Origin of the sequence: Psychrobacter sp. R86515 (genome assembly GCF_042466315.1) — a bacterium.
GTDB lineage: Bacteria > Pseudomonadota > Gammaproteobacteria > Pseudomonadales > Moraxellaceae > Psychrobacter.
The window spans coordinates 2,450,582-2,477,254 of the sequence record NZ_JAXHCC010000001.1 but is presented as its reverse complement, the minus strand read 5'-3'; the positions used below and the strand labels follow the sequence as shown (position 1 = coordinate 2,477,254).

Annotated in this window: 19 protein-coding genes; 15 read left to right on the top strand and 4 right to left on the bottom strand. The window is 42.8% G+C overall.

Annotated elements, in window-relative coordinates:
• Positions 1-88 precede the first annotated feature (88 nt).
• On the bottom strand, positions 89-757 hold the full coding sequence (locus tag SJY28_RS10320; protein WP_379544381.1) for a hypothetical protein: 669 nt from the start codon (positions 755-757) through the stop codon (positions 89-91).
• A 202-nt stretch (positions 758-959) separates the two neighbouring features.
• Between SJY28_RS10320 and SJY28_RS10315 the strand changes: the two genes are divergently transcribed.
• Positions 960-1,463, top strand: a complete 504-nt coding sequence (locus tag SJY28_RS10315) for a hypothetical protein (RefSeq protein ID WP_379544380.1) — start codon at positions 960-962, stop codon at positions 1,461-1,463.
• Between the two features lie 1,295 nt (positions 1,464-2,758).
• Positions 2,759-4,024, top strand: a complete 1,266-nt coding sequence (locus tag SJY28_RS10310; protein ID WP_379544379.1) for a tyrosine-type recombinase/integrase — start codon at positions 2,759-2,761, stop codon at positions 4,022-4,024.
• Between the two features lie 41 nt (positions 4,025-4,065).
• Here the strand turns inward: SJY28_RS10310 and SJY28_RS10305 are convergent, their stop codons facing one another.
• On the bottom strand, positions 4,066-4,863 hold the full coding sequence (locus SJY28_RS10305; protein ID WP_379544378.1) for a helix-turn-helix domain-containing protein: 798 nt from the start codon (positions 4,861-4,863) through the stop codon (positions 4,066-4,068).
• Between the two features lie 234 nt (positions 4,864-5,097).
• On the opposite strand from SJY28_RS10305, the gene SJY28_RS10300 reads away from it, so the two are divergent.
• The 7 genes from SJY28_RS10300 (at position 5,098) to SJY28_RS10270 (ending at position 15,813) form a co-directional block, all read left to right on the top strand.
• The gene (locus SJY28_RS10300; RefSeq protein WP_379544377.1) at positions 5,098-6,087 is read left to right on the top strand and encodes a proline racemase family protein; all 990 of its coding nucleotides are present in this window, start codon (positions 5,098-5,100) and stop codon (positions 6,085-6,087) included.
• Positions 6,088-6,156: 69 nt separating this feature from the next.
• Positions 6,157-7,419, top strand: coding sequence for an NAD(P)/FAD-dependent oxidoreductase (locus SJY28_RS10295; protein ID WP_379544376.1), 1,263 nt, complete (start codon positions 6,157-6,159; stop codon positions 7,417-7,419).
• Between the two features lie 100 nt (positions 7,420-7,519).
• On the top strand, positions 7,520-8,383 hold the full coding sequence (gene dapA / locus SJY28_RS10290; protein ID WP_379544375.1) for a 4-hydroxy-tetrahydrodipicolinate synthase: 864 nt from the start codon (positions 7,520-7,522) through the stop codon (positions 8,381-8,383).
• Positions 8,384-8,435: 52 nt separating this feature from the next.
• On the top strand, positions 8,436-9,923 hold the full coding sequence (locus tag SJY28_RS10285) for an aldehyde dehydrogenase (RefSeq protein ID WP_379544374.1): 1,488 nt from the start codon (positions 8,436-8,438) through the stop codon (positions 9,921-9,923).
• Between the two features lie 67 nt (positions 9,924-9,990).
• Entirely contained in the window at positions 9,991-11,448 is a 1,458-nt protein-coding gene (locus SJY28_RS10280) for an alanine/glycine:cation symporter family protein (RefSeq protein ID WP_379544373.1), read from the top strand.
• Between the two features lie 160 nt (positions 11,449-11,608).
• The gene (gene ppc, locus SJY28_RS10275; protein ID WP_379544372.1) at positions 11,609-14,389 is read left to right on the top strand and encodes a phosphoenolpyruvate carboxylase; all 2,781 of its coding nucleotides are present in this window, start codon (positions 11,609-11,611) and stop codon (positions 14,387-14,389) included.
• A gap of 257 nt (positions 14,390-14,646) precedes the next feature.
• Positions 14,647-15,813 (top strand): TauD/TfdA family dioxygenase, encoded by a 1,167-nt coding sequence (locus SJY28_RS10270; protein ID WP_379544371.1) that lies wholly within the window; start codon positions 14,647-14,649, stop codon positions 15,811-15,813.
• Positions 15,814-16,106: 293 nt separating this feature from the next.
• Here the strand turns inward: SJY28_RS10270 and SJY28_RS10265 are convergent, their stop codons facing one another.
• Together SJY28_RS10265 and SJY28_RS10260 are read right to left on the bottom strand one after the other, a co-directional pair.
• Positions 16,107-16,550 carry a hypothetical protein gene (locus tag SJY28_RS10265; protein ID WP_379544370.1) on the bottom strand — a complete coding sequence of 148 codons (444 nt, stop codon included), beginning with the start codon at positions 16,548-16,550 and terminating at the stop codon, positions 16,107-16,109.
• Between the two features lie 94 nt (positions 16,551-16,644).
• Positions 16,645-17,595 carry a hypothetical protein gene (locus SJY28_RS10260; RefSeq protein ID WP_379544369.1) on the bottom strand — a complete coding sequence of 317 codons (951 nt, stop codon included), beginning with the start codon at positions 17,593-17,595 and terminating at the stop codon, positions 16,645-16,647.
• Positions 17,596-17,836: 241 nt separating this feature from the next.
• Between SJY28_RS10260 and SJY28_RS10255 the strand changes: the two genes are divergently transcribed.
• The 6 genes from SJY28_RS10255 (at position 17,837) to acnD (ending at position 26,624) form a co-directional block, all read left to right on the top strand.
• The gene (locus SJY28_RS10255; protein WP_296206942.1) at positions 17,837-18,868 is read left to right on the top strand and encodes a LysR family transcriptional regulator; all 1,032 of its coding nucleotides are present in this window, start codon (positions 17,837-17,839) and stop codon (positions 18,866-18,868) included.
• 284 nt (positions 18,869-19,152) lie between these two features.
• Positions 19,153-20,439, top strand: a complete 1,287-nt coding sequence (locus SJY28_RS10250) for an NRAMP family divalent metal transporter (RefSeq protein ID WP_379544368.1) — start codon at positions 19,153-19,155, stop codon at positions 20,437-20,439.
• Between the two features lie 373 nt (positions 20,440-20,812).
• Positions 20,813-21,706: a methylisocitrate lyase gene (gene prpB / locus SJY28_RS10245; RefSeq protein WP_379544367.1), complete on the top strand. Its 894-nt coding sequence runs from the start codon at positions 20,813-20,815 to the stop codon at positions 21,704-21,706.
• A gap of 100 nt (positions 21,707-21,806) precedes the next feature.
• A complete protein-coding gene (locus SJY28_RS10240; protein WP_379544366.1) occupies positions 21,807-22,463 on the top strand; it encodes a DUF2059 domain-containing protein in 657 nt (218 codons plus the stop codon).
• 92 nt (positions 22,464-22,555) lie between these two features.
• Positions 22,556-23,683, top strand: coding sequence for a 2-methylcitrate synthase (gene prpC, locus SJY28_RS10235; protein ID WP_298809825.1), 1,128 nt, complete (start codon positions 22,556-22,558; stop codon positions 23,681-23,683).
• 307 nt (positions 23,684-23,990) lie between these two features.
• Positions 23,991-26,624 (top strand): Fe/S-dependent 2-methylisocitrate dehydratase AcnD, encoded by a 2,634-nt coding sequence (acnD, locus tag SJY28_RS10230; RefSeq protein ID WP_379544979.1) that lies wholly within the window; start codon positions 23,991-23,993, stop codon positions 26,622-26,624.
• Positions 26,625-26,673 lie beyond the last annotated feature (49 nt).

Sequence of the window (26,673 nt, the reverse complement as noted above, 5' to 3'; positions counted from 1 at the left end):
GAATATATATAATATTTATAACCAGATAGAGTAGGCTGCCAATTTAAACAAGTCTTATAGAAGTGGTCGGGCAATCTTTCTCTACGCCTTAAACCGTCCATTGATCATTAATAATGGCCATCAGATATCGCTTGCCTTGATACTCATCAAATACCAAGCGCAATACACGCCAGTCCATACCATCATACTCATCCGTGCCTTTATAATAAAACTCTACAACGTCTGATGTTTGGTATATCTGTTTTAAGTTATTGATAGAATTACCATTATCTTTTAATTCATTGACATTAATACTAGCATTATTGAACTTTTTGCCATCTACCCAAGTATCCAAATAAGTAGGCAACGGCGTGATCAACAAATCGCCAGTACCGTCTTTTTCTCCCCAAGTAAATTGGATATTAGACTGCTGTAAATACTGCGCAAATTGCCCGCGACTAAAGACTTTATCTGACTCAGGCCGTACATAAGCGTACATCGAAAAACGAACGCCACGTGTTGGATGGATATCATTAGTGATTCTAGAAAAGTCCTTATTTGCCAGTGCGCGCTGTATACGTAACGCTTGCTGTCTAAGGGTTTGCTGGCTGATATCAGCATTACTAGGTGTTGATGAGATACTGGTTGGCTGAGATACAATGGCTTCACTGGACTCAGAAGCAGACTGACAACCCGTAGCAGCTAGCGTAAATAGCAAAAGACTACTAGAAGCTAATGTCGCAGATTTTTCCTTAAAAAAAGCAGGTAATGTCATCATAAAATCATCCTTAGCACAGTTATTAGCGAAAGAAACCTCACTATAAATTGTCATGGGAACCAGTAAAAAATACCATAAAAATGCTATGTAATAGATATTTTGGTAAGTAAACCTGAATGATACGATAATACAGCAGAGTCCGAATATAGGTATGATGTAATAGTCGGTAACACTTATAGGACAAAAGCTCGCAGAGAATAAGATGCCAACATATAAATCGCTGACATTACTATTGATCATAGGACTGATACCTGTCGGTCACGCTATAGCGGATGTATCAAAAGTAGATCAGAAACAAAATGCCATGGCTGATATAAAGATTGCGACTATCACGAAAATGTACCAACAAGATATTGATGATCAAGGCATGAGTCATCCTGTAGTGCTGCAGCAATACGCTGATGCTGACTTGCAAGCAGCCATGCAACTTGAGCAAGAATATTTTGATAAAACTCAGACATCCTGTAATATAGATTACGATGTACTTTGGAACTCGCAAGATCCTGACTATACGCAAGACAAAAAGTTTTCAATAACTGGTCAAGGATTGGTTCAGGTTAGCTTGGCACAAGGTAGCGATGTTTATTATGAGCTGTCATGTGATGACAATGATAAAACTTGCCAAGTCGCAGACGTGGTTTTAGATCAGGATGGCAAAACTTTGCGTCAGCATTTACTTGAAAATTGCGTTAGTAAAATTCTATAACTAATATTAAATCTGATATCAGGCATAAGAATGACATGGTATAAATGGTTTTGCGCTTAATTACTAAAACCATTGGTTTGTTTTCGTATAATGTATATTATGTTAAATGAAGTCTATTAAATAGTAGGCTCAGGTCTTACTAGTTATAGAATCAGGATTATCAGATACTTCTAATGCTATTGGATATAAACATCCTACCAAACTGTTTAGCTCTCGCCGACTAACTCTGTCCTGTTAATTCAATCGAATCTTTTAGATGATAGTTCACGCTTGATCAGTTTTACTTCTAAGCATCTCTCGCAGGCATATTATTACGTCAATCATTTAACGTTTTATTAGGCATTGAGATTTGAATGCTCTATATGATTGGCCATTAATATTCTATGCTTCGCTAAAATACTAATGGCTATGTCCAAATGCATAATTAGCTTTTTATTCGATATGATCATGGCTATTCATCTGCGATATTTTATTTAGCACCTATGTCCGCTGGTGAAGTCTTTGATATAGATATGCTAATAGCCTATTTTTAACAACCATCATTTGCATGGTTGGATATCCTCTAATCTTACCAAGATAGATTCAATTGCAAGAACTCAGCCAAACGTTATAACTCTTTCGAATATTTATAATCTTATATCGCCTTCAAACGCTATACCCAAGTCATCACGTATAACCTTTTAAATTTAAATCATAGACAGATTATTAAATCATTAGAACTGACTCTATTTTCTTTTACGTAGCGATAAATTTTATCTACCCACAAACAGCAGTCCTCTGTTTATTGTGACCAAGCCATTTTTAAGAGGAATGAGCTACCTATTGATATTTTTTAATATATTTAACCTGTAGTTATATATTTTCTATATACCACTCAAAATTGGTGCATTCCAAATTTGCACAGAACAGTACTATGACCCTACTTTTTATATTCTGTGCGAGTACAGGAGCATGTGTTTTGTGGAAAATATGCTCAACTCCTTGCCGAATCACTCATGGACACCATAATCGCATTTAACTATGTATCGAAATAACTGGTAAAAATGCCGTGTAACCCTTTCAGCGTATGGCTTACTCAATATTTGGTCACTATGCTATAATTATCCCCAAGGTTCACTTGGGGATAATTAAGTGTTAAAAGCATTATTATATAAGGTTTTACTAAAAATACTAACGAACACCAGTGTCCATGACAGTGTCCAATACTTCTATGTTTTTCTACAGAAAAGACTTTTTGTAAGTCATTAATCATAAACCTATTATTAACCTTAATTATCATATGATGGATATACATTATGGCTATCGACACTGCAAACGATATCAACAAGCTCGAATGCCGAGACAAAGATTATTCTGTCAGCGTCTCGGGCGTGGCTGGCTTAAGTCTTCGTATTTATCCAAATGGCAAAAAGGAATACTACTTACGTTATTCCCATCCGCATATCGAGGGCAAACGACCTAGGATGATGCTGGGTAAGATTGAGGATGTCAGTCTCCATGAGGTTAAGTATAAAGCAGACACCATTCTTGATATGGTTGCCAAAGGCTCTGACCCTAAAGCTATTCAGCAAAAAGAACAAACCAATAAATATACTCACCTAAAAAATGCACCATTTTCTGACATTGCTCAAGCATGGCGAGAACACAAAACATCGGGGCGCAATCAAAGTAAATCTAAAAAACCGTCATACAGTGAGTCAACCCTCAAGTTCTGGGATTTATGTCTAGGATATATGTGCCAAGAAATTGGTGATTTAAGAATGGACGATATCACTAGCGAGATGATACTGAGTGTGTGCGAATCGATTCAAAACAATGAAAATCAAGCGACTTTCGTTGGTGCTAGCACTCGTCTGTATACTGAAAAAGTCTTTTCATTCGCTGTTGCTCGAGGATTATGTGATAGAAATGTGGCGATTGATACCCGTGGTGAGCTTGCACCTGCCAATTCAGGCAATCACTTGCCAGCCATCACCAAACCAGATCAATTTGCGACTCTCTTAAAGGATATGTCGAATTTTAGAGGTGCAAGTAAGATCACATTAGAGGCTATGAACTTATTACCTTACGTGTTTGTACGTAGTATCGATCTGCGCTCGATGCGTTGGGATGACATCGATTGGGACAATAATACATGGGCGTTCTCCCCGACCAAAGGCGAAGGTCGTGACGATATGGTCTCGCACTTAGTTGTTCCCTTAGCCACGCAAGTGATTACGCGATTACGAAACATTCAGTCAATTACTGGGCATAAGGAATTTGTATTTGCCTCGATGCGCGGTTCAAGCAATGCTTATATTAGTAAAGCGACGTTGGTGCAGATATTCCACCGGCTTGGATATAAAGACGTGCAATGTGCGCATGGATTTCGAGCATCCGCTAAAACTTTGCTCATGGAACAGCCTGAGCTACGCTATTCTGACATCGTCACAGAGTTACAGCTAGGTCACAGGATAAAAGACACACATGGCGGGGCTTACAACAGACTTGACGAAATCGATACTAGGGTACAGATGATGCAAGATTGGGCAGATTATATAGATGAGCTTCGGAGTCGTTAGAGATTATTTTAGAGTCAAAAACCATATTTTTTTGCACTTATTTATGGTTCTTTAAAATGTACTTTACGGAAGTTCACAGGAGACATTCCAGTAAATTGTTTGAACTGTCGACTAAAGGCACTATGATCACCGTATCCACAGTTTAAGGAGACTTGAGTCACTGTTAGCTTATGATTCGCTAGTAGTCGAATGGCATGCTCTAGGCGCATTTTTTGTACAAACTGAATGGGTGACATATTGAGCACTGCTTTGAAGGTGCGCTCCAATTGCGATTGACTAAGATTTGCCAATTTCGCCAATTCACCAATATTGATTTTTTGATCAAGATTGTCTCGTACGTATTGATCTACGCTTGCCAATCGAGCATGTTTGCGTAATATTCGCTCGTTATCTTCATCAATATCTACTGATATACCTACCATTGCTACAATATGATTTTCTACATCATAGACGGGGATTTTTTGCGTGATACACCATCCTAGCTGTCCTGATGCATAGCTATGAAGTTCTAACTTATCAACAATCTCCCTGCCTTCCCTTAACACTCTCAGATCCTGATTGAGATAATCCTTGCCTTGAGACTTCAAAAATACTTGCTCTGTAGTTAGTCCTATTAGTGCTTTTTTGTTTTTAAGCCCGCTACGTTTAATGAGCGTTTTGCTGACTAATCGATAGCATGCTTGGTCATCTTTAACAAAAAACACCACATTTTTCATAGTATCAAACAAAGGCATCAATAACGATATATTGCCAACAAACTCATCAAAATTGGCTGGTAGATAAGTCTGTAGGTGTTTTGACAGTTGTTTTGTAGGTGTTTCTAATACTAACGGCTGCATTGGTATATTCCCATATAGCATCTCAAGCTTGTCGTTGAGCTTCTCAGGTATTTTAGGGTGCTACACAATATTTATACTCCTAAATATCTTTATAACCTGTGCAGAAATGCGCATTTATTCATATAAAAACATCAAGACTGCTTTTCTGAAAAACGTCATTCTATATTTACGCCTTGTTCATTTATGAATAACGCTAACAGTATATTAACTCACGGATGAATCAGGTAGGCAGTCATGTTTGATACGCTTTTCACTCTTAAGATTATTGATTCGCATACTGGCGGTGAACCTACTCGTATGGTGTATGAAGGATTTCCTGAGCTTAGTGGGCAATCTATTCAAGAAAAACTTCAAGACTTCAAACAGAATTTCGATCATTTACGTCAAAGTATTATCCTAGAACCCCGTGGTAATGACGTGCTTGTCGGAGCGCTTTTGTGCCCGCCTTCCGATCCTCGTGCCACGGCTGGCGTGATCTTCTTTAATAATCATGGCTATTTAGGTATGTGTGGCCATGGCACTATCGGCGTTATTGCATCTCTAGCTTATCAACAAAAAATAACCGCTGGTGATCACTATCTAGAAACAAGCGTAGGCCTAGTTAAAGCAACCTTACATGATGATGGTAGTTGTAGCGTCCAGAATGTCCCTTCTTATCGCTACCAAAAACAAGTAGAAGTTCAAGTACCTGATATCGGTCCTATCTATGGAGATATCGCTTGGGGTGGTAATTGGTTTTTCTTAGTCAACGATCATAAGCAAGCTATTGAAGCCAATAATGTTGAGGCGCTTACTCAATTTAGCATACAGATCAAAAAAGCTCTTCATAAGTCTGGAATCATGGGTGCTAACAATGGCGAAATTGATCATATAGAACTGTTTGGCAAGAGCGATCTCGCCGGCACTAACAGCAAAAACTTCGTATTATGCCCTGGATCTGCCTACGATCGCTCTCCTTGTGGTACTGGAACCAGTGCCAAATTGGCTTGTTTAGCCGCAGACAATGTACTCGCACCTGGTGAGACTTGGTATCAGCAAAGCATCATTGGCAGTGTCTTTAGTGCCAGCTATCAGCCTATTGATGTACTTAATAAGCATAGCCCTCTTCATAACCACCCTATCAATACTATTATCCCCACAATCCGAGGGTACGCCTACGTATGTGCAGAGACCTCTCTCATCATTCAAGACAGCGATCCGTTCAAATGGGGTATTTCTTTATAAATACCAGTTTGTATGGCTTCTAGGAAGTAACCAATCACTGCTCAGCAAGGTCAGAAAAGCGAGAGTCTCATGGACACACAAGTGTTTGATATACATATCATCGGTGGTGGCATTATCGGACTATGTGCTGCGGTTACCCTACAGTCTCGTGGGGTAAAAGTTGCAATTTTGGAAGCCGATAAAATTGCTCGCGGTGCAACTTATGGCAACGCAGGTCACATTGCCACTGAACAGGTTTTCCCTATTGCTGATGCCAGTATCTTACGACATGTTCCTGCCATGCTACTCAACCCTGAAGGGCCTCTGCGTATAGATTGGCGCTACCTTCCACGCTTAGCACCATGGGCGTTTCAGCTATTACTTAATATGCGTACCGAACCATTTGCACGCAGTCACCAAGCGCTTTTGGCATTAAATGCACAGAGCCTTCAAGCTTGGCAAGATTTTGCCAAAGAGTGGCAGTTACATTCTTGGGTACAAATACAAGGATCTGTCCTAACCGCAGAGACACCCCACAGCCTAAATGTGCTGACTGAACACGGTCAACATTTAAACAGTTTAGGGGTCTCTAACAACCTACTCTCACAGTCAGCACTGACAGATCTTGAGCCTGCATTAAAAGACAATCAACTGGGTGCTTTGTTTTTTCCAGAGACAGGTCATATCACCAATCTAGAAGCCATTACCCATAAATTAAGCACTATTTTTAGATCGCTTGGTGGTCAAATTTATGAAAATTGCCGTGTCCTTAGCGCGGAAGTAATAACTGATGGTATTCGTCTGACGACAACACAAAAGCAGCTTCATGCCAGCAAAGTTATGCTCGCAGCAGGGGCGCATTCCAAAGCCTTAGCCAAACAGCTAACAGGTGTCTCAGTACCAATGGATACAGAGCGAGGCTATCACTTGATGCTTCCTAACGAAAGTCAGCGTCTCAACATCCCTATTTCTAGCATGGACCGCCGCTTTATTATGACACCAATGGAAAAAGGGCTGCGCTTGGCTGGCACTGTTGAGTATGCAGGACTTGAGGCGCCGGCAAATATGAACCGTGCGAATATGCTGTTGAAACAAGCTCAAGCAATGCTAAAGACCCCACTAGATAGTGACAGCAATACGCAATGGATGGGGTTTAGACCTTCTACAGCAGACTCACTACCCATCATAGATAGACGTAATTCAGTCTTTTTAAACTTTGGTCATCAGCATCTAGGTCTGACCCAAGCTGTCGTAAGCGCACAGGTGATTGCAGCGTTGTATTTTGGCGATACTGCCATGGTAGATCCTACTGCCTATCGTCTAAATCGCTTCAAACTTAAGTCTTTTAAATAATAATCGAACATCTTATCTCTATGACAACTCATAGAACCAACAACGTCGCTAACAGCTCATGGCTTACTAACGGCCTTTACTTCCAAATAAGGATATTTATATGAACATTCATGGCGTTTTAGTCCCTATCGTTACTCCTTTCGATGTTAATGGAGATATCGATACTCAAAAGTTAACCGAACTGGTCAATGTATTCATAGAAAAAGGCGTTACCGGAATCGTAGCTTGCGGTACAACGGGGGAATACTACACGTTCTCGCCTGCAGAACGTGAACTGGTTTTGACCACTATCGCTGATGCTGCCAAAGGCAAAGTCACTCTGATTGCAGGTATCAACAGTTTATCGACCAATCATTCTATCGAACTTGCTCATCAAGCCAAAAATCTGGGCTACGACGGCTTAATGTTATCAGCCAATCCGTATAGCCTACCAGACCAAGACGGTATTATTGCGCATTTTGAAACCGTCGCTGATGCCACTGACCTACCTATCATTATGTATAACTTTCCAGCACGCGTCGGTGTGAGCATTGAATTTGAAACCGTCGCGCATTTATCCAAACATCCCAATATTGTAGGTGTCAAAGAAAGCAGCGGCGATTTTAGCCATGCATTACGTATGCTACAGGCTGATTTTGAAAACTTTGAGGTGGTTTGTGGTTGTGACGACCAACCAGTAGATTTCTTCTTTTGGGGTGCTAAGAGCTGGATCGCTGGTGCGGCTAACGTATTTCCAGCAGAACAAGTTGCATTGTTTGAAGCCACACAAAAAGGTGATTGGAACCGTGCTAAAGAGCTGATGATAGCCATGTATCCTGCTATCCACTCTATGGAGTCTGGAAACTATAACCAAAAAGCCAAAGCAGGCTGCATTAACGGGAGCATCAATATTGGGTCAGTACGACTACCTTTGACTGATATGTCAAAAGAAGAGACTCAGTCATTTTTAGCACTTCTGTCTTGATACATCGCACCATTCTTATCGTTCCTACCATTGTATAGAAAAGGACAATCTAATGAGTATGACCACAGCGCAAGTCTTCGAACTCGCCAGCAACCAACAGCTTTGGGCAGGCCATTTAATAGATACTACAGTACCAGTATCTGAGGCAACACTCCCTAACTACAGCCCTATTGATAATACCTGCATAGGTAGCATTGCTAATGGGAGTCGGCAAGATGTTAATACGGCGGTCGCGGCAGCCCGAGACGCTTTTGAACATGGTGAGTGGCGACGGATGTCTCCTGCAGAGCGCAAAGCTATCATGCAGCGCTGGTGTCAATTGATGCATGAGCATATGGATGAGTTAGCTGCCTTAGATTGCGTCGATGCAGGCAAGCCTATTACGGAATGTCTCAACACTGACCTGCCCGCTACGATTGAAACCTTTGAATGGTACGCCGAAACGGCTGATAAAGTTTTTGGCAAGGTTGCTCCTACTGGAGCTGATGCGCTAGGCCTTGTGGTACAAGAGCCTATCGGTGTAGTGGGTGCAGTACTACCATGGAACTTTCCAGCACAAATGTATGCATGGAAAGTTGCACCCGCATTAATAACTGGCAACTCAGTCATTGTTAAACCTGCTGAATTAACCTCGCTCTCAGCATATCGATTAACACAATTGGCGTACGAGGCTGGCGTGCCAAAAGCGGCGTTGCAGTTAGTCTGTGGGCTTGGTGAAGAAGTAGGTGCGGCACTCGGTCAGCATATGGATGTTGATATGGTTTCTTTTACAGGATCAACCGAAGTCGGTCGACTGTTTCTACAGTACTCTGCACAAAGCAACCTCAAGGAAGTCGTCTTAGAGTGTGGTGGCAAAAGCCCTCAAATCGTCTTTGCAGATGCCATTATCAATGAACAAACCATCGAGCATATTTTATCCGCTGCGTTTTGGAATATGAGCGAAAACTGTAGCTGTGGTTCGCGTCTACTTGTCCATTCTAGCCAAAAAGAAGCCTTATTAACACTATTAAAAAAAGGTCTTCAGTCTTGGAGGGTTGGTCATCCTTACGACCCCGAGGTCGCTATTGGCCCAATGATCGAAAAAGCGCATTTTGAGAAAGTAATATCACATCTCAATACTGCAAAAACGGAGGGTGCTCGTTTGATCGCAGGTGGACGTATCCACGATGAACTCGGTAGTGGCTGGTATATCGAGCCTACCGTCTTTGATAATGTCAGCCCAGACATGACGCTGTTTAAAGAAGAGGTTTTTGGCCCACTTTTAGCTGTCACAAGTTTTGAAACCGAAGAGGAAGCTATTCAGCTCGCCAATCAGAGTAATTATGGGCTTGCCGCTTCCTTTTATACACAAAACATCCATCGCGCATTCCGCGTGGCATCCGCTATTAAAGCTGGTACCGTCTCGATTAATGGTTTTTCTGAGGGCGACATTACGACACCTTTTGGTGGTTATAAACAATCTGGCTTTGGCGGTCGTGACAATGGCTTAGAGGCGTTGTCCCAGTATACCCAAACCAAAACTATCTGGTTGGTGAACTAAAAACTGACATTGTCCGCTATCCACGCCCAAGTCAGCATAACCGAAAACACTACAAGGAAGTAAAGTTATGGAAAATATCATCAATATTATCGTCGGGTATATTTGGAGTGACGCCCTAGTCTATCTTGCGTTAGGCGTCGGCATATATTTTACGATTATGACTCGCGCCGTACAAATCCGTTATTTCAAAGAAATGATTAGGCTGTTGTTCGATAAACAAAGTTCATCAGCAGGGATTAGCTCTTTCCAAGCTTTCTGTATGGCACTATCAGGACGTATTGGTGTGGGTAATATTGCTGGGGTGGCAACAGCCATTGCAGCAGGTGGCCCTGGCGCGGTATTTTGGATGATTTTCATGGGTGTGTTAGGTGGTGCTAGTGCTTTTATTGAGTCTACCTTAGCGCAGGTATACAAACATAAGGTCGGTGATCAATATCGTGGCGGCTCCCCGTTCTATATTGAAAGAGGATTGAAGCTAAAACCTTTTGCTATCATCGTCGCTATCGTGACCTGTCTATCTTACGGCGTGTTAGTGCCTGGCGTTCAGGCTAATACCATTGCGGACTCTTTTAATACAGCATTTAATATACCGCCTGTTATAACAGGGATTATCCTAGTCGTACTCTTAGGTATCATTATATTTGGCGGTGTGAAGCGTATTGCTAATTTTGCAGGAAAAGTCGTACCTGTCATGGCAATTGGTTATATTCTCATGATGGTGATTGTATTGGCATTTAACGCTCAAAATATCCCTGCAATGTTTGCACTTATATTTAAGAGTGCTTTTGGCATGGATGCAGTGTTTGGTGGTATGGTTGGAACTGCTATCTCTTGGGGCGTACGCCGTGCTGTTTTCTCAAACGTTGCGGGTGCTGGTGAGGCGACCTTTAGCTCAGCGGCAGCCGAAGTATCACATCCTGCCAAACAAGGCTTAGTGCAAAGCTTCTCTATCTACATCGATACGGTGCTTGTCTGTACTGCAACAGCGTTGATGATTCTATCAACTGGCATGTATAACGTGGTGACCCCTGAAGGTGTAACCCTAGTTGATAATATGCCTGGTATTGAAGCTGGTACGGCATTTACCCAAGCCGCCGTATCTACTGTCTTTAACCAGTATGGAAGTGGCTTTGTTGCGATTGCTATCTTTTTATTCGCTTTCACCTGCTTGGTTGCTTATTACTATATCGCCGAAACTACGTTGGTCTATTTGGACAATAAACTGCGCTACCCCATTCTCAAGCATGTACTCAAACTGGTATTTTTAATCGTTTGTTTCACTGGTAGTGTTCAGTCAATCGGTATGATGTGGGCGTTAGGTGACATAGGGTTTGGCAGTATGTGCTACCTGAATTTCATTGCCATTTTACTGCTAAGTAAAGTTGCTCTAAAAGTTCTAAAAGACTACGACGAGCAGATGAAATTAGGTATAAACCCTGTCTTTGACCCTAGAAAGGCTGGATTGGATAATGCGGACTTTTGGATAGAATATAGCAATGAGCATGGTCATAAAAAATCGCTTTAATAATAGTGCATTAGAGGTCTGCTAATATCTACTAGTAAAAAAGTTGCTATCAACATCAAGCAGGCCTCACCTATTTATGTTAAATTGCAAAAAACCATAAGGATATTACGTATAAGATAACCATAGTATTGTATCCACTCATTTGATAGGAAGGTTGAAGATGACACTAGATAACAACGTACTACGTAGACGCACCAGCTTGTTGGGTTCATTATTAGGTGATGCTATTTCTCGCCAATCTGGTGAGCAGACGTTAGATACGATTGAGACGCTGCGCAAAGGCTTTATTCAACAGCGTCGTGAGCCGAATGAGGCACATAAACAGCAGCTTATCGATTTTATTGCTTCTTTGGACAATCAAACCTTAAAAAACGTCATACGCGGCTTTTCTATCTATTTTTTCCTAGCCAATCTAAGCGAAGAGAATTACTTGCGTGAGCAGCGTCATGAGCTGCGTATGCAATCTGAGCAAAGCTGGGAAGGATCATTTCGTCGTACCTTACTTGAGTGTCGTGAGCGCAATATCGAGCCTGCTCAAATGCAAGAGCTGATTGATCAGCTAAAGTTTACACCTGTATTTACGGCGCATCCTACCGAAGCGCGTCGCCGTACTACGATGAATATCTTACAAAGTCTATTCACGCATAGCGACGCTTTAAACAACGTGTCTGAAAACAGCTTCGCCTACGAGCAAGCTAAAGAACAAACTGCGCAAACGATCGATCTATTATGGTCGTCTGACGAAGTGCGCACCCGTAAGCCATTGGTATATGACGAGATTAACAATGGCTTGCATTACTTTAATGCCAGTTTGTTCAATGCCATTCCTAAAGTGTATCGTAATATCAAAAAAGCCATTGTCGATATCTATCCAGAGCTCACAGACTATCCACTGCCTGCATTTATGAGCTTTGGCTCATGGATTGGTGGTGATAGAGATGGCAATCCTTTTGTGACTTTTGAGACCACAGAGCTTGCCGTATTGATGCATGCTGATACCGTGCTGCGTCACTATCAAGTGCTACTCAAAAAACTGCGCCGACAGCTGATTCATAGTGACACTATTGTCACCGTTTCACCTGACGTCTATACCAAAATCAAAAGTTATGATGAGCTCGATCAGCGTGTGTTTGACTATAACCTCGATGACTATGGCAATGAGCCATATCGTCGCCTGCTCTCTATCATTCTGACTAAAGTCAAAGCAACCAATCGCCGCATCCAAAGCAAAGGCACGGATATCGAAGCTGAAAAAGATGCCTATGCCAATCCAGAAGAATTACTAGAAGACCTGCGCATTATCCGTCAAAGTGTCAATACACACGATACGGCACACGCAGAAGGATTACTGCTAGATATGATTCGTTTGGTCAAAACTTGCGGCTTTCATTTGGCAGCGCTCGATATCCGTCAAGAGTCGTCATACCATGGTGAAGTGATCGCAGATATCTTTGCTAGTGCCTCCAACCTGCCTGATTATCAGACGCTAAGCGAAACCGAACGTCAAGAGTGGTTGACGCGCTTGCTAGAAAAACCAGGCACGCCGCTTATCTATACTGATAACCTGACAGACAAAACGCGTGAGCAATTGTCACTGATGAATTCGGTCGCTACTCTACGCAAACTGGTGGGACAGGCTACTTTTGGTAGCTATGTGATCTCGATGACCAATAATGCTAGCCAGCTACTAGAAGTATTGCTGCTCATGCGGTTTGCAGGCTTATGCAGAATTGATGACGAAGGTCAGTTGTCTGCTGATTTGCCAGTTGCGCCGTTGTTTGAGACCATCGAAGATCTCAAAAATATCGATAAAATCCTGCCTGCCGTGTTAGATAATCCACTGTATCGTGGACTACTACAGAACACGGACAACACGCAAGAGATCATGTTGGGTTATTCAGACTCATCAAAAGACGGCGGCATTATCACCTCTGCTTGGCAGCTTTATAGTGCACAGCAAACCATCAACCATATCGCTGAGCAATATGGCATCAAAACACGACTGTTCCATGGTCGCGGCGGATCTGTGAGCCGTGGTGGCGGGTCAACGCACAAAGCCATTGCGGCACAGCCAGCAGGCACGCTGCATGGGCAGATTAAGGTAACTGAGCAAGGCGAAGTGCTCTATGCCAAGTATGCCAATACAGATACCGCTGTATTTGAGCTGACCATGGCGATCACAGGTACACTCAAAGCCTGCTCAACAAGGTTTGTGGTACAACCGACTGAGTTGCCAGAGTATGAAGCGCTGTTTGCACGCTTAGCAGACGCGGGTGAACAACGTTATCGCGAGCTGACCGATCATACCGAAGGGTTTTATAAATTCTACTCCGAGGTCACCCCAGTACAAGAAATATCTCTGTTAAACATTGGCTCACGTCCTGCTCATCGCAAAAAAGGCCTGCCAAGTAAAACCACCTTGCGAGCGATTCCTTGGGTGTTTGGTTGGTCACTGGCACGCTTTACTCTACCTGCTTGGTATGGCGTTGGTAGTGCATTAGATAGCGTCAAAAAAGACGAAGCATTAATGAAAGAGATGAATAAGCACTGGCCGTTTTTTAGCGTGTTTATCAGTAATATCGAAATGGCCTTTACCAAAGCCAATATGAATATTGCCGAGGCTTATAGCCAACTATGTGATGATGAGCCGTTACGCGAAAAAATCATGACAGCGGTCACCGATGAACACACGCTGACCAATTCAGGATTGAACTCTCTGCTTGAGCAAGACTCTTTATTATCCAATCAGCAAAACCTTGCTTCATCCCTGCAATGGCGCGACGCTTATCTAGACCCGATTAACTATATTCAAATCGAGCTGTTAAAGCGTGCCAGACAACAGGACACCCCGAACGATTCGGCACATGGCGACCTTAATGTAGAAGATCCATTGATCCGTAGTATCAATGCGCTGGCTGCAGGGTTACGAAATACTGGTTAGGGTAGATTTTCGATAAGTAGCTTTCGGATAAATAAAAAGCTTACACCAATTGTCGCAAATATTAAGGCTTCGTTCGCGAAGCCTTAATATTATCCAAAACCCTTCAAAAAATATCTCGCCAGATATCAATCGCAGTTTAGTACTGCGTTGATTGATATTGCCTATTAGGTGATTCGTAATTCATTGTTTGAATAACCGATCCGAACAAGATACCGTAAAATATATTTTTACTTCATGTATATGTAGGGTCTGCTCCAATGGAAACGCCTCAAGCAACACCATCTCTAGACATCGCCGTAGCAACTGACTACCAAATAGAATCCTTTGCGCTCATTGATCGCGCCATTCAAATATGCTGGAATGATGGTATCGACAGTACGTACCACTATATCTGGCTGCGTGATAATTGCCCATCTGCTTTTCACCCGCACACTGGCGAGCGTAGCTTTGATTTGCTGAGTGTCTCAAAAGATATCCATCCACTCTCTGTCTCTTTTGATGAGACAACGCTAACGATTGAATGGTCAGAACAAGCGCATATCAGCCACTTTGATCAGAGTTGGTTACGTGAGTTTGGGTATTCTAGTGCATTGGCCAAAGACCATAGCAGTCCTTATGAAAGTTGGGATGGCACGTTTATTGACCACATTCCGATGTATGACCAGCAGAGCATCATGACCAGTGACAGCGCTTTATATGAATGGATGAGTGCCCTGGATAAATATGGGCTTACCATTATTGATAATATGCCAGATGACTCTGATGCTGGCATACAGACAGCCATGCGAGTTGGTTACCTGCGGCAGACCAATTTTGGTATGACATTCGATGTCATATCAGAGAAGTCGCCGATCAATTTGGCTTATACTTCACTCTCATTACCTTTGCATACCGACTTGCCAAATCAGGAACTGCCTCCAGGCTATCAATTTTTGCATTTTTTGAGTAATGAAAGTATAGGTGGCGAATCTACTTTCGTGGATGGATTAAAGGTGTTAGAAGGGTTACGAGAAGAGCAGCCTGAGTATTTTCGCTTGCTTGCCGAATATGCCATCCCCTTTCGTTTTCATGACACTGCCCATGATATCCGTGAGCACCATCCCGTCATCAATTTAGACAACTTTGGCAATATTGTCGAAATCAAATACAACGCGCATCTTGCAGATGTTTTTGATTTACCCAGTGACGTTATGTACGACTACTACCTTGCTTATCGAGAGCTGATGGCTCGATTAAAAGACGCTCGCTATAAGATTGAGTTAAAACTAGCGGCTGGTCAAATGGTGGTTTTTGATAACCGCCGAGTCCTGCACGGGCGTAACGCATTTGATGAAAACGTCGGTGAGCGTCGTCTCAAAGGCTGTTATGTTGACCGCTCAGAATTTAAAAGCCGTTTACGAACGCTTAAAAAGCAACTGGCTTAACACGACCCACAAGCTAGCTGATGCTGTGATTGTAATATAAAGAGCAAGAGCAACAGTACTTGACTCAGTGTCTATTGATGACTCTAAGCTGCTTCCCTTATGAAAAATACAAGCGCTCTATCAAGCAGATTTACGACCTTTCACAAATAAAACCATGTTAAAGCATGAAGCACTGAGCCCACAAAAAAGCCCCATTCCTCTTCTCTTATGTTTAGAGATGAGAAATGAGGCTTAATATTATTCACTTACTAATTTATAGTTATCAATATAATACTATAACGCTAATAGCAGCCCTAATAACTGGATTCACGATATAAGGTTTTATGTGCTTCTACTCTAAAGTCTTCAATGCTAATGGTAGGCGTACTACCATGTGTGCTATAGGTAGCTTGTTTAAGCTGTCCTTCATCACGAAATAGTACATTTTGTGCTTCTTGTTTGAAGTCATCATAACTAATGACATCATTCTCTTGATAAATATCAGAGATCACAGAGTCGCTTTGGCTATACGATTGTGATGGAATGTTATTAAAACTGCTTTTTGTCGCAATATTGCTTGCCGTTAAACCGTTATTGGTGAACGATGCTTGAGATAGTGTAGAAGCAGTACGGTCAAATAGATACATAGCTAGTAGAACAATAAAGACCATGCTGGCGATACAGAAAAAACGCCTGCGTGGTCTAATGTTTTTTGATTTAGTAGCACTACCGCTACTAATGTTATTTAAATTACTCATAGCTACGTACCAGTTCAACTCACGTTATCAACGGTACATGACCGTGTATCCTATGTGTTGTCTAATGGGTTAAACTAAACGAAACATCACCATTCTAATCGTTAGTTTCTCTATACAATGTGGTTTGTGACTCTTGCCTAAAATCATCATAGGTAATAGCAGCTTCCTCAGTTTCCGAAACAGCAACATCGTCTCCTGTTGTAGAGTTTTCAGGATTCAACTCTAGTTCATTAGCAGCTGGCATGTCTGGTCTGCTATTATCTGAAGCACTCTGCTGGATGGATGCTGGTTGCTCACTTATAAGGTCAATGTCATCAGTAACTGTTTGGCTTTCGACAGGTGTTATTGTCTCAGTGTCAATAACTGGTGTACTGTCTTTCTCTACATGAGTATCAGCACTGTTACCTTTATCGTCAACAGCAGAAGTTGATAATATTCCTGAAAATATAAGCATCACTATGATAGTAGCCAATACTATTGAGCCAACAACTATACCAATAACGATAGGTTTTTTGCTACTCTTTACATTGCTTTTGGTTACTACTTCCTCAACAGAGGTTGATTCTACTAAGTCTTCAATATTTATAGAGTCATTGTTAGACATGATACCTGTCGTAGGTTCACTGTAATGGGCGGTAGCAGCAGGCAAGTCCGTATCGTTACTATTTTCTGTGTATTCTGAATCTGCAGTATGTGAGCCGACATCACTAACACTACTATAGTCGTCATCCTTTATGCTCGGTATATGAGTTTGTGATACATTTTGATTTGAAAAATCAAAAGTTGCATTTACTTTTGATCCTTCGTCGATATTTTGATCTTCAAACAGCTGTAACTCTTCTGTACTTAATGGTTCAAAAGCAGGAAGTTTTTGTGCGCCTTCCAATGGTTTCGAATTTTTTCTGTTACTATCTTCAGAGCTATGAACACGACTAATAAAACGTTCATAGATATCATTGTTGTTACGCTTACGCGACTTCTGGTGAACGATTTTAGCCAATTTTTCGTCAAAATCAGTACCGATGTCTTCTTTTTCGTCGCTCATAGAATAATACCAAACCAGTTTGTTCTACTGGCGTTAAATGACTGCTAAGATGAAGTTTTGATTTTTCTTGCTAGAGTGTAACAGTGTTATCAGCACTCAATATAGTTGCTCATACCATTATCTTCAAGCACAATTTTTTTAATGTCATGAATATTTGTGCAAATTGTCTTCAACTGCAGGATAAATAAGAAGTAAAAACAAACATCATGAAGACAACATAGACTATGACAGGCTCAATAGTATGGATTTAAAACAGCTTAATGCGTTTATTGCGGTTGCCGACTTGCGCAGCTTTAGCGCGGCCGCCACCAAGACAGGACTGTCACAGCCAAGCCTGAGTCGATTACTAAAACAGTTAGAGACTGACATGGGCGTGGTGCTTATTGATCGCTACCACAGGCCACTACATCTGACTGAAGCGGGCAGTTTCTTCTACGATAAAATAAGCACCATCCTTACCGAGATTGATACCGTGACTAGTATGACTCAGCGTCTATCAGCACCTAGCAGCGTTTTAAATATAGGTTTTGTGCCCTCAGTACTATATGGCCTGTTGCCTGAAATCATTGCCACGCTTAAACAGTTCAGCCCTGATATCGACGTTAATTTAAAAGACATTAGCTCATATCAACAAATAGATGCACTCAAGTCTGGTGAGATTGATATTGGTTTTGGCCGATTTGCCCATCAAGACCCATGGATTCAGCAGATTCTGCTACGTCATGAACGCTACGTGGTGGCATTGCCAAAATCACATCCGCTTGCCAATGTACGTAAGCAGCGCTTGATAGATCTAGCGAACAATCGCTTAATTTTATATCATCAAACACATTTGCCAGTATCGTCCACGGTGACGACAGAGACAGGAACCCAATCGAGCGACAAGTTATCTACAAATAGAGTCAACCGTGCTGCTACTCATGAAGCATCATCTAGCGCTAGCGAGCCTATTACTGAGCCTTTACTACATCTTTTTGCCCAGTATGGCATCTCACCTTTTATGACCACGACAGTCAGTGATTTGCAGGTAGCATTGGGACTGGTCGCGGCAGGCGAAGGCATTACATTGGTGCCTGCCAGCTTGCAAACCGTACGTACGGAACAGATCAGCTACCAACGTTTGGTTCATGAAAATGTCACCTCCCCTATTTATTTACACACCCTCAAAGACTTTGTACACCCAAAAATACCTGACTTGCTCACAGCCATTTATCACGTCTACGAACAGCGCGGCATTACTTATCGGCAGCAAAATTTTGTGTCACAGGCCTAAATGGGCAGATATCCGTTGAATATTGTGTTATAAAGAACCGCCAAAAATAATTCATTTTAAATATTGATATTATTTTATAAGTATGCTAACTAACAAGAATAGCAATGCAAACAAATAGTAATAATAACTAGAATAATCATTCTCCTAGACAGTGTTGGTGTGATAAAGTCGATACGATGTAAATCGTTTTATATTTAGACGGTTTATAGGACGTTCTTTTCTGATCATTGGCAAGCTGACACAGGTAAGTGATAATTTGCTGTTTTAACCATTTCGAGGTATTCATGTCCACACAACAACTCAACAACCCAAGTGCCCCTGACGATAGCGTTGCCTCGCAACAAGAGGGCTTTAGCTGGCGCATCTTTGGCCCAGGTATTTTGATGGCGACTGCTGCCATTGGTGGTTCGCATTTGATTTCGTCAACACAGGCCGGCGCTATCTATGGCTGGCAATTGGCCATTATGATTGTATTAGCCAACGTGTTTAAGTATCCGTTTTTTCGCTTTGCAACTGACTACGTCTACGATACTGGCGAGAGTTTGATTGCAGGCTATGCCAAACGCTCAAAGGTATATCTTTGGGTATATTTTATTCTTTCTATCTTGTCAGCGGTTATTAGTACGGGTGCGGTTTCACTCATCGCCGCCGTGATATTGGGCTTTATGTTGCCAGCCTCACTTGGTCTGTCGACAATGGCGTTATCTCTCATTATCGTCGCGGTCTCTTGGTTCTTTTTGATTGCAGGGCATTATAAATTGCTCGATGGTGTGACTAAGTGGATTATGATTGCGCTTACCACGGCAACCGTTGCTGCAGTTATCATTGCTGCTGGCAAGCCAACCGTTATGGCAGTAGATTTTGTGGCGGCCTCTCCTTGGAACTTGGCCACGTTGGGCTTCATCGTAGCACTCATGGGCTGGATGCCAGCACCGCTAGAGTTTGCAGCGATTACCTCTATGTGGACCTCTGCCAAAGTCAAAGCAGATCACACCACGCATAGCCAAGGCTTGTTAGATTTTAATGTTGGCTATGCAGTATCAGCGATATTGGCGTTGTTCTTCTTATCTTTAGGTGTGTTTGTCCAGTATGGATCAGGACAAGAGATTGAGTTGGTCGGCGGTGCTTATATCAACCAGTTAATCAATATGTATACTGCAACCATTGGTGAATGGTCAAGATTGCTGGTCGCTTTCGTCGCCTTTATGTGTATGTTTGGCACGACCATCACCTGTGCTGATGGCTATGGACGTGCTAATGCTGAATGCTGGCGTCTGCTAAAAGGTGAAAGCGAAATCAATAAAAAGCAGATCGCTTTTTGGACGACCTATGCCATCGGTGGTGGTCTAGTAATTATCACTTTCTTCACAGGACAACTAGGCGCTATGCTTAAGTTTGCCATGATATCGGCGTTCGTCTCTGCGCCTATTTTTGGTTGGTTAAACTACTCATTGGTTAAAAAGCATAAGAAACTGTCAGCAGGCATGAACGCCCTGTCTATCGCGGGTCTAATATTCTTGGCAGGCTTCGCGTTGTTGTTCTTGGCCAATATGGCAGGTTTATTTGCTTAAGCTTTTTGCTTAATATAATACTCAGCACTTAGCAATCTTATTTAAGCGAAACATAAGCCCTAATAGCCTAGCTGTTGGGGCTTTTTAATGGGTGTAACTATATCAATAAAGCAAGGTAGCTTTAGTAATTGTAACTAAATGTAAAAAATAGAAAATTCTAAAAGCTGTAATTTTAAGCAATATGAATACTTATCATAAGAAATTACCAATAACTGCATAATGCTATTTGAATAATGAATAATATTAAAAAAAATACATTTAATTATTATTTAAATTAAATATTAATTAAGAACTCAAACTTTTCAGGCATGAATAATTGAGTATAATCAGCTACAACAAGTAGAATATTTTCCCTCCATGTAAGGACAATCACATGACTTCATCTTCAGCAGGCGCGCGCTTTCGCAGTGCTCTCACTCAAAAAAATGATAACAACCAGCCATTACAGATTGCAGGCGCTATCAATGCCTATACCGCGATGATGGCGACCCAAGTTGGTCATCAAGCGTTGTATCTCTCTGGTGCTGGCGTGGCCAATGCCTCATTTGGTTTACCTGATCTAGGTATGACCAGCCTTGATAACGTACTAGAAGATGCTCGCCGTATCACTGATGCAGTCGATACCCCGCTATTGGTTGATATCGATACTGGCTTTGGTGGTGCATTTAACATCGCCCAGACCATCAGAAAAATGGAAAAAGCAGGTGTCGCGGCAGTACATATCGAAGACCAAGTGGCACAAAAACGTTGTGGTCATCGCCCTAACAAAGAAATCGTTAGTATCTCAGAGATGGTTGATCGTCTAAAAGCGGCATTGGATGCCAAGACTGACCCTGACTTTGTAGTGATGGCTCGTACAGACGCCTTATCAGTAGAAGGCTTGGACGCTGCTGTTGAACGTGCCGTTGCTTTCCAAGAAGCGGGCGCAGATATGATCTTCGCAGAAGCGCTAACCGATATCGAGATGTATCGTAAGTTCACTGATGTACTCGATATTCCAGTACTGGCAAACATGACAGAGTTTGGTCAGACAGATCTATATACCACTGACCAGTTGTATAGTGTGGGTGTCGAGATGGTGCTATATCCACTATCAGCATTCCGTGCGATGAACAAAGCAGCATTGAACGTTTATCAGCATTTATTAGATGATGGCACGCAAGACAAAGTCGTCGATACCATGCAGACCCGTATGGATCTCTACGATTTCTTAAACTATCACGAGTTTGAGCAGACACTAGACAAGCTATTTGCTGATAATAAGTAGTTAATAACTAATAATTGCCAAGTAGCAACGCCGAAACGATAAACCATCTCTGTGGACTTTATCGTTTCAAAACCCGTCTTTATTTACCTTTAGGTTATTTATGCCATTTTTTACTGCTCATACGGTTGTCAAATCCTCACTACTTAGTAGCACGCTTGCGGCGCTGTTGTTCATGACGGGCTGTGATAAAACACCAGAAACCGTTGACGATACTGCCAGTGATACGAGCGAAACTGTTGTTAGCGAAAGCGAAACTGCGCCATCAGAGACTGATGCTCAAAACGATTTGATCATGACGACGATTACATTAGATACCGTCAACAGCTTACTGTTTGCACCAATCATCAATAGCGGCGCGCTCACCGAAGAGCAAGTCAGCTGCCTTGAGTCTCGCGACAAAGACTTGGGTAAAGCCGAAGTCGATCGTTTTTATAAGAGTCAGTTTACCGATGCAGAGTTAAAAGAGCTAGATGACTTTTATACGTCGGATGTAGGTAAAAAACTGCTTGCTTTTGGCAATGAGCAATTGCGTGTTATGAATGGCGAAGAAGTAGCAACGCCAATGGCTGACCCTACTCCAGAAGAAATGACTGAGATTCAGACATTTATGGAGTCGCCACTGGGTGCTAAGTATATGCAAATCAACAATGCAGAAGGCGAAGGCAGCGCAATGGAAGTATTAAATGGCCCTATTGAAGCTGAATTTGAGCGTTGTAACGTCGATTTAGACGGTCCACAGCCTGAACAGCCTGCATAACGCTAAACTAGCGCTATAGTCATTAACCAATAAATTTATTATCAGAAACACTGTTTTCACTCAAAAAAGCTACCAACAAAAGGAATGTAAACATGGCAGCACAAAAAGAACTTTCAGGCGCAGGTCTACGTGGACAAGTCGCTGGTAAAACCTCTCTATCTACCGTTGGTAAATCAGGCTCTGGTCTGACCTATCGCGGTTATGATGTATCAGAGCTGGCAGATAAATGTATTTTTGAAGAAGTGGCATATTTGCTGTTATACGGCAATTTGCCTACTCAAAGCGAGCTTGACGCCTATCAAGCCAAACTAAAAAGCTTACGCGGCCTACCACAAGCGTTGAAAGACGTACTTGAACGTATCCCAGCTGATGCGCATCCAATGGACGTGCTACGTACTGGCTGCTCTATGCTTGGCAACCTTGAGACCGAAACGGATTTTGCTCAGCAAAACGATCAAACTGACCGTATGCTAGCGGCCTTCCCGTCGATTATCAACTATTGGTATCGTTTTACCCACGACAATGTACGTATCGAGACCGATACAGATGATGCCACGATTGGCGGTCATTTCTTGCATTTGCTCAAAGGCGAAAAACCAAACGAGCTACACGAAAAAGTGATGAACGTCTCGCTTATCCTTTATGCAGAGCATGAGTTTAACGCGTCGACCTTTACCGCTCGTGTGTGTGCATCTACCTTATCTGACATTCATTCTTGTATCACTGGTGCCATCGGTTCACTACGCGGTCCATTGCATGGTGGAGCGAATGAAGCGGCGATGGATATGATTGAAGGTTTCAGCTCACCTGATGAAGCTGAAGAAGAGATGATGGGTATGTTGGCTCGTAAAGACAAAATCATGGGCTTTGGTCATGCGATCTATAGCGAGTCAGACCCGCGTAACGTCGTGATTAAAGGTTGGGCTGAGAAACTGGCCGCTGACGTGGGTGATGAAGTGCTATACCCAGTATCGGTACGCTGTGAAGAAGTGATGTGGCGCGAGAAGAAACTGTTCTGTAATGCTGACTTTTTCCACGCCTCTGCCTATCACTTCATGGGTATTCCAACCAAGCTATTCACCCCTATCTTTGTCTGTTCACGCTTGACTGGTTGGGCTGCTCACGTATTTGAGCAACGTGCTAACAACCGTATCATTCGCCCAAGTGCAGAATATACGGGTGAAGATCTACGCCCAGTACCAGATATGAGCGCGCGTTAAACGGCTGTTATTTAGCAATTATTAAGATGATTTTTGCTAAGTAATCTTATCAGCTAGCGGCAGTGCTAGCTGATACAGGTATGATGATTGAGCCTTGCTATGAGTTTTTCAGGTTTAATCGTCATACACTATCTTTTTTATAGACCACGCCCTTTTAACTTCCAATATCGCTTCTTTAGCAAAGCCTATGAGAACGAACGATGATTTTGCTAAAGGAATGAATTTTTACCCAATATCAACGCTTAACTACTTATTATAATTAGCCAACAGCCAAAGGTGACTTATGGACAACACCCTAGTACAACCAATGAACGAACAATTCAAAAAGCCACTTCCCGGTACTGATCTTTATTACTTTGACACCCGCGAGGCTGTCGAGAGTATCGAAGCTGGCGCGTATGACAAGCTACCATTTTGCTCAAAAGTCTTGTGTGAAAACCTAGTACGCCGTTGCCCACCAGAAGAGTTGACCGATGCGCTAAAGCAGCACATCGAAGGCAAGCAAGACCTTGATTTTCCTTGGTACCCTGCCCGCGTGGTTTGTCATGATATCTTAGGTCAGACTGCTTTTGTTGATTTGGCAGGCTTGCGTGATGCTATCGCTGAGCAAGGCGGTGATCCGTCTAAGGTAAACCCTATCGTGCCAACTCAGCTTATCGTTGACCACTCACTAGCCGTTGAGCACGCAGGCTTCGAAGATGACGCATTTGAGAAAAACCGTGCGATTGAAGAGCGCCGCAACGATGACCGTTTTCACTTTATTAACTGGTGCCAGTATGCCTTTGACAATGTAAACGTCGTGCCGCCGGGTAACGGCATCATGCATCAGATTAACCTAGAGAAAATGTCACCTGTCGTACAGGTCGTGCACAATAAAGCGGGTGAAGAAGTCGCGTTTGCCGACACCTTAGTTGGTACTGATAGCCATACGCCGATGGTCGATGCACTAGGTGTAATCTCGATCGGTGTGGGCGGCTTAGAGGCTGAAAGCGTCATGCTAGGTAACCCGTCGTATATGCGCCTACCTGATTACGTTGGTGTTAAATTAACAGGCAAATTGCAAAAAGGCATCACTGGTACGGATCTCGTACTGGCGATGACTGAGTTCTTACGCGACGCAGGTGTGGTCTCTACCTATATCGAATTCTTCGGTGACGGTGCACGCCAGCTAAGTGTCGGTGACCGCGCTTCTATCTCCAACATGACACCTGAATATGGTGCCACTGCCGCGATGTTCTATATCGATGAGCAAACCACTGATTATCTGCGTTTGACTGGTCGCTCTGAGGAACAGATTAAACTGGTTGAGCAATACGCCAAGCAAACGGGCCTATGGGCTGACGGCATGGAAAAAGCCGAATACGCACGCGTCCTTGAGTTTGATTTGTCATCAGTGGTACGTAATATGGCAGGTCCGTCGCGTCCACATGCCCGTGTATCAACTACGGATTTGGTAGCCAAAGGTATCGCTCATGGCGCTGACGAAAAATTGCCTGAACCTAAAGACGGTCTCATGCCAGATGGCGCGGTTATTATCGCTGCTATTACCAGCTGTACTAATACTTCAAACCCACGCAACATGGTCGCCGCAGGCCTTGTCGCTCGTAATGCGAATGCCAAAGGCTTATTACGTAAACCTTGGGTGAAGTCATCATTAGCACCCGGCTCAAAAACCGTCAAAATGTACTTAGAAGAAGCTGGGTTGATGCCTGAGCTACAAGAGATCGGCTTTGACGTGGTCGGCTTTGCTTGTACCACTTGTAATGGTATGAGTGGCGCGCTAGACCCTGATATCGAAAAAGAAATTATTGATAACGACTTATTTACCACAGCAGTGCTATCTGGTAACCGTAACTTTGACGGTCGTATTCATCCATATGCCAAGCAAGCATTTTTGGCATCGCCGCCACTGGTTATCGCTTACGCCATCGCTGGTAACATTCGCTTTGATATCGAAAAAGACTCATTGGGTAAAGACAAAGACGGCAATGACGTCTATCTAAAAGACATTTGGTTTGATGATGATGAGGTTGATGCCATTGTTGCTGCTGCCGTTAAGCCTGAGCAGTTCAATGCCGTTTATATCCCTATGTTTGATGAAGCCAAAAAAGACACAGGTAAGGCACTAAGCCCATTGTATGACTGGCGTGAAATGACGACCTATATTCGCCGTCCGCCGTATTGGGAAGGAAAAATGGCCAAGAAAAATAAACTGACAGGCCTACGCCCGCTTGCAGTCCTTGGTGATAACATCACAACCGACCACATGTCACCATCGAATGCAATTTTGGGTGCATCAGCTGCTGGCGAGTATTTAGATACCATGGGCTTGCCTGCCGAGGATTACAACTCATACGCCACCCATCGCGGCGACCATTTAACCGCGCAACGTGCCACTTTTGCCAATCCTAAACTATTGAACGAGATGGTACTCGACGACAGCGGTGAAGTCATCCAAGGATCACTGGCGCGCGTCGAGCCAGAAGGTCAAGTCATGCGTATGTGGGAAGCGATTGAAACCTACATGAACCGTGAACAGCCGCTCATCATCATCGCAGGTGATGGCTATGGTCAAGGCTCGAGCCGTGACTGGGCTGCCAAAGGCGTCCGTCTCGCTGGTGTAGAAGCTGTCGTTGCTGAAGACTTTGAACGTATTCATCGTCAAAACTTAGTCGGTATGGGCGCGCTGCCTCTACAGTTCGAACAAGGCGCTACTCGCCATACATTAAATATCGATGGTACGGAGACCTTTGATGTAACGGGCGAAGTCTCTGCTGGCGGGTTAATGACGTTGGTAATCCATCGTGCTGATGGTAGTACCACTGAGACGCCAATCATCTGCCGTTTAGATACTGCTGACGAAGTAAAAATGTACAACGCAGGCGGTATGCTACAACGCTTTGCTAAAGAGTTTATCGAAGGTACGCTTGATATTGTCTAAGGCTATCCTGTAGGTTTTAGCATGATAAATAGAAAAGTATAAAAGTTGC